Here is a 1,217-nt window from a genome sequence, read left to right as displayed (position 1 = left end):
GCATCTGTAACGGTGACCTCCAGATCGATCTCGGCGGCCTCCTCATGGTTGAGGCTGATGCCCTCTTTCAGGTGGATTTCATTACCCACCACCTCAAACCGATCATCCGACAGCGTGATCTCATGGCTGTCGCCCGCATCGGGGTCGACAATCGAGAGCGTCCCGATGGCGGCACCCGCCGCGTTTTCCGCAACAGTTCCGCCCTCCAGCGAGACCTCAGCCGGGGCCTCATTCACATCCTCGACCGCGATGGTGAAGCTCTCGGAGGTGGAAAGCCCGCCCGCATCTGTAACGGTGACCTCCAGATCGATCTCGGCGGCCTCTTCATGGTTGAGGCTGACACCCTCTTTCAGGTGGATTTCATTGCCGATGACCTCAAACCGGTCATCTGACAGCGTGATCTCATGGCTGTCGCCCGCGTCGGGGTCGACAATCGACAGCGTCCCAATCGCCGCACCCGCCGCGTTTTCCGCAACCGTGCTGCCCTCAAGCGTGACCTCAGCCGGGGCTTCATTCACATCTTCGACCGCGATGGTGAAGCTCTCGGAGGTGGAAAGCCCGCCCGCATCCGTGACGGTGACCTCAAGATTGATCTCGGCGGCCTCTTCATGGTTAAGGCTGACACCCTCTTTCAGCTGGATTTCATTTCCGACGACTTCAAACCGATCATCCGACAGCGTGATCTCATGGCTGTCACCCGCATCGGGATCCACAATCGAGAGCGTCCCGATGGCGGCACCCGCCGCGTTTTCCGCAACCGTGCCTCCCTCAAGCGAGACCTCAGCCGGGGCCTCATTCACATCCTCGACCGCGATGGTGAAGCTTTCAGATGTTGAAAGCCCGCCCGCATCCGTCACGGTGACCTCCAGATCGATCGCAGCCGCGTCCTCATGGTTGAGGCTGACACCCTCTTTCAGGTGGATTTCATTACCCACCACCTCAAACCGGTCATCCGACAGCGTGATCTCATGGCTGTCGCCCGCGTCTGGATCGACAATCGACAGCGTCCCGATGGCCGCGCCCGTCGCGTTTTCCGCAACCGTGCTGCCCTCCAGCGAGACCTCAGCCGGGGCCTCATTCACATCCTCAACCGCGATGGTGAAGCTTTCCGATGTCGAAAGCCCGCCCGCATCTGTAACCGTGACCTCAAGATCGATCTCTGCGGCGTCCTCATGGTTGAGGCTGACACCCTCTTTCAGGTGGATCTCAGTGCCGAT

The 1,217-nt window shown here is 60.2% G+C and carries 1 pseudogene; it reads right to left on the bottom strand.

From position 1 onward, the window contains the following. Positions 1-1,217 (bottom strand): annotated as a pseudogene (locus GG681_RS17740) (hypothetical protein); the annotation flags it as partial.

The organism is Tritonibacter aquimaris, from assembly GCF_009617595.1.
Lineage (GTDB): Bacteria > Pseudomonadota > Alphaproteobacteria > Rhodobacterales > Rhodobacteraceae > Epibacterium > Epibacterium aquimaris.
This window is presented reverse-complemented; position numbering and strand designations above follow the sequence as displayed.